This window comes from Sulfuricurvum sp., assembly GCF_019163035.1.
Taxonomy (GTDB): Bacteria; Campylobacterota; Campylobacteria; order Campylobacterales; family Sulfurimonadaceae; genus Sulfuricurvum.
This window is the reverse complement of sequence record NZ_JAFLKV010000048.1, coordinates 1-4,269: the sequence shown is the minus strand read 5'-3', so window position 1 is coordinate 4,269 and position 4,269 is coordinate 1. Positions and strand designations below refer to the sequence as shown.

Genomic DNA, 4,269 nt, shown 5'->3' with positions numbered 1-4,269 from the left:
CGCTCACGGTTCCCCATGTCGCTGTAAAGTCCCTCTTTGAGGACGTTTCCGAACTCTTTGTAGAATGCGTCGTATTTTTCGGCGTCGTTTTCAGAGACTTTTGCAAGTTCGCTGAGGACTTTTTTAACCGATGCATTTTTGATCTTCGCCATAACGCGGTTGCTTTGGAGGATTTCACGGCTGACATTGAGCGGAAGGTCGGCAGAATCGATCACCCCGCGAAGGAAACGGAGGTAAGTCGGCATAAGCTCTTTTTCATCGTCGGTGATGAAGACACGGTTGATGTAGAGTTTGATACCGCTTTGGTAGTCAACGCGGTACAAATCCATCGGTGCTTTGGCAGGGACGTAGAAGAGGGTTGTGTACTCTAATGTACCCTCTGCGCGGTTGTGCATCCAGAGTAACGGTTCGCTGGAATCGTGAGCGATGCTGGAGTAGAAATCTTTGTACTCTTCGTCGGTGATCTCTGATTTGCTGATCGTCCACAATGCGTTGGCTTTGTTGATTTGTTTGTTGACGAGTTCGTTGTGACCTTTCTCTTCACCTTCGGCTGGGGCTACCCACTCCTCTTTGTCCATGTAGATCGGGAAAGGGATGTGGTTGGAGTATTTTTTAACGATGCTATCGATACGGTGAGTCTCCAAAAACTCGCTCTCATCGTCTTTGAGGTGCATGATGATGGTTGTACCGTGTGTGTCACGTTCTGCTGGCTCTAGGTCATATTCTGACCCTGCCATTGAGCTCCATTTATAAGCTTGCTCTTCTCCGGCTTTGCGAGAAATAACTTCCACTTTGTCCGCTACCATAAACGAGGCATAGAAACCGACACCAAATTGACCGATAAGGTTCGAATCTTTTTTCTGATCGCCTGAGAGTTTTTCGAGGAACGCTTTGGTTCCTGATTTCGCGATGGTTCCGAGGTTCTCTACTAGATCCGCTTCGTTCATCCCGATACCTGTGTCACTGATCGTGAGGGTTTTTCCCTCTTTGTCGATGATGATATCGATACGAGGGGCAAAGTTCACCCCTTTGTACGCCTCGTCGGTGAGGACGAGCATGTTGAGTTTGTCGAGGGCGTCGGAGCTGTTCGAGACAAGCTCGCGGACGAAAATCTCTTTGTTAGAGTACAAAGAGTGGATCATGAGATGTAAGATTTGTGAGACTTCAGTCTGGAACTGATGTTTTGCCATGTGACTATCCTTAAAGGTTAAATTTTGAGCTGTGATTGTAACGAAATAGCATTAATAATGCAAGGGGTATCAAACAAGTTGAGTGTAGTTGACTAATACTTAATGTGTGTGAGGTAGAGACCGTTATGGGGTGCAATATCCGTGGAATATCGCTTGACACAGTTCAACTGCTCTATAAGTTGCTCTTTTGTCGCTTTCCCTGCCGAGATACGGAGTAAAAAACCGACCATTAGGCGGATTTGGGAGCGTAAAAATCCGTTCCCCTCGAAGACGAGGACAAAATATCCTTTGTGCGAGTAAGCGTAGGCGCGGTAGATGATGCGGGTGAAGTGATCCATATCGTTGCCGCTTTTTTTAAAAAGCTCAAAACTATGCGTCCCCTCGAAACATTTGATGGCATCGGTAATGATATAGCGGTTGAGGGTGGGGATAAAGGAGACGAAGTTGTCTTCGAACGGGTTGGTCGTCCCCTCTTTGATGATGTATCGATAGACGCGACGTTTAGCACTATAACGTGCATGAAATTCATTCTCTACAAACTCGATACGTAAAATCCGTAACGAGTTGGGGAGTTGGAGGTTGAGCATATCTTTAAGTCGGAGAAGATCATCCCAAAACAGCGGTAAATCGATGTGCATAACCTGATGTGTCGCGTGAACGCCTCGGTCGGTTCTTCCTGAGCCTTTGGGGGCAGAGTTTATTTTGAGCCGTTTGAGGGCGATGATGAGGGTTCCGATCACGGTTTCGTGGGTGGTGGGTTGTTGTTGTGAACCCATAAACGCTGAGCCGTTGTAGCTCATCGTGATCTTGGCACGGTTCAAAAGCGGTTCCCTACTAAACGTTTATAAAAGGTGTAGGTAACGAGAAGCCATGCAAGGGCGATCACCCAAATAGCGTGAAATCCGAGCCATTGCTGTAGTATCATAGCCGAGGCATAAAATGCGATAATCGAGAGAAAAAGCCATAGGTAAATCCACCGCTTTTGGTGGCGGGCATGGACAACTCCGAGGGCAATGATCAAAAAGATCGAGATAAGGGGAAAGAGACTCAATAAACTATTGGTAATAAAGCGCTGATTTTTTCGGTCTCTGAGCTCATCGTTCGTCCAATAGTCAAGGGTATCGCGGTAAATCATCGGATCGGTGGACATTTTATCATTGATATAAGCCGTTTTAAAGAGCATTGTTTTTAGTAGCTCATTATTGTAGCTGTAGCTCTCTCCGTTATCCAATTTGAGTTGTAATACTCCGCTTTTGTTGATCAGTTCTGCTTTATCCGATTTGATAAGTATCTCATCTTTCATTGCTTTGTTAAAAAGGACGACATCTTCAAATACACGGGAATTTTTGTCACTTTTGTTGACAAAAAGCATCCAGTCGCCAAAATGGTGACCAAATTCTGAAGCGGTAAGGTTAAATTTGGCTTCAGCCCTTTTTTTCTCTAAAAAATTGGCGGAAATAATTTTGATATAGGGGGTAACGACGATAAAATTGACCAAAAGTAAAAGGGTTAGCAGCAATGCCGGAATGGCTAAGACACGTGCGATAAACGCAGGAGAAATCCCCAGAGAGAAAACGACGACCATCTCATTATCATTGGAAAGGCGATAGAGTGCCAATGCTCCGCCGATGACGAAAGCGATGGGGAGGGTATAAAAAAGTAGTTCAGGAATAACGAAAAGATAGAGTTTACCCATCTCGATAATATTGAGTTGAATGACCGCCGTATAGGTAGCGAGTTTGATCAAAAATATGACCGATGCAATCGCAAAGAGGGGGAGAAAAATCGAGAAAAAGAGAATCGATAAATGCGATAAAATATACTGACGTAATTTACCCATATATGCCCACCAAATAATTGTTAACATAGCTATCAAACATCAAAACAAGCCAACACCCCATCGCTAAAAAGGGGATGAACGGAAGCTCTTTGGACTCATCGCTCTCATCTCGGGTGAGAAGAAGTACGGGGAGTGCTAACACGGCACCGATAAAGACAGCAACCAGACCGAGTTTGACCCCTAGCAGTGCTCCCATCGTAGCGGCGATCATAATATCGGCTTCGCCCATCGCCTCTTTTTTGAGAATATAAGAGATGTAAAAGCGCAACAGCGAAAATCCACCTGCAAAGAGCAGGGCGTTGGTGACATTGTAGCCGAATTGTTCCAAGGAGGCTACGCTGAAAATAGCGACGGTGAGGGCACCTAGGTTGAGGCTATCGGGTACCATTTTGTAGCGGTAATCGATTGCCGAGAGGGCGAGGAGGAGATCAAACGTCACCGCAACACCGAGTGCTTGAGCGGTAAATCCGAATTTCATCGCGCTAAAGAGAAAAATAAGGGCGCTAAGGAGTTCGATAAGAGGGTATTGCACCGAAATTTTTGCACCGCAAAATGCACATTTTCCCCGAAGAAAGAGCCATGAGAAGATCGGTACGTTATGCCATGCACGAAGCGGAGTATTGCAACTCATGCAGTGCGATGCGGGAAAGGCGACACTCTCATCACGCGGAATGCGTAAAATGACGACATTTAAAAAAGAACCGATCAATGCCCCAAAAATAAATACAAATAGCAGTTCCATCAGTTTAATCCTCCGAAGCGTCTTTCAACGGTTTTAAATTTTTTGATAATCGATTCGAGTTCATCAGTGTCGAACTCCGGCCAGAGGGTTTTGGTAAAAAAGAGTTCCGCATACGCCGCCTGCCACATCATAAAATTAGAGAGGCGATGATCTCCTCCCGTACGGATGAGCAAATCGACATCATGAGTACAATCGAGAGCATTCGTCAGGGATTCTACCGTTATAGCTCCGTTTTCACGTAGAGAGTTTGCCGCACGGACGATCTCATCGCGCCCTCCGTAGTTGAGTGCCAGACATTGGCTCAGAGCGGTACACCCCTCGGTGGCTTTTTGGACGTCGTCGATGACGTTGCGGAGTGATTTGGAAAATAGGGATAGATCACCGATAGGCTCAAAACGGATGTTGTTATCCAGATAGGTAGCGCGTTCGCTTTTGAGGTATTTTTCTAAAAGTTTCATCAAAAATTCGACTTCGAGTTTCGGGCGCTTCCAGTTTTC

Annotated in this window: 5 protein-coding genes; all 5 read right to left on the bottom strand. The window is 45.7% G+C overall.

The window, feature by feature from the left end:
* Positions 1-1,190: molecular chaperone HtpG (gene htpG, locus JZU62_RS04400; protein WP_295012286.1), on the bottom strand; the 1,190-nt coding region annotated here is incomplete at its 3' end.
* A 92-nt stretch (positions 1,191-1,282) separates the two neighbouring features.
* The gene (gene truA, locus JZU62_RS04395; RefSeq protein ID WP_295012284.1) at positions 1,283-2,011 is read right to left on the bottom strand and encodes a tRNA pseudouridine(38-40) synthase TruA; all 729 of its coding nucleotides are present in this window, start codon (positions 2,009-2,011) and stop codon (positions 1,283-1,285) included.
* Complete coding sequence (locus JZU62_RS04390; RefSeq protein ID WP_295012282.1) at positions 2,008-3,030, bottom strand: LptF/LptG family permease; 1,023 nt, start codon at positions 3,028-3,030, stop codon at positions 2,008-2,010. The genes truA and JZU62_RS04390 overlap by 4 nt, the downstream gene beginning before the upstream one ends.
* Complete coding sequence (locus tag JZU62_RS04385) at positions 3,023-3,772, bottom strand: A24 family peptidase (RefSeq protein WP_295012280.1); 750 nt, start codon at positions 3,770-3,772, stop codon at positions 3,023-3,025. Before JZU62_RS04385 ends, JZU62_RS04390 begins: the two co-directional genes overlap by 8 nt.
* On the bottom strand, positions 3,772-4,269 hold a 498-nt coding region (uppS, locus tag JZU62_RS04380; protein WP_295012278.1), incomplete at its 5' end, for a polyprenyl diphosphate synthase. The genes JZU62_RS04385 and uppS, both read right to left, overlap by 1 nt.

Bases quoted from the DNA above. Each gene is read 5' to 3' on its own strand.
- JZU62_RS04390 (WP_295012282.1), bottom strand. From the start codon at position 3,030: ATGGGTAAATTACGTCAGTATATTTTATCGCATTTATCGATTCTCTTT.
- JZU62_RS04385 (WP_295012280.1), bottom strand. From the start codon at position 3,772: ATGGAACTGCTATTTGTATTTATTTTTGGGGCATTGATCGGTTCTTTT.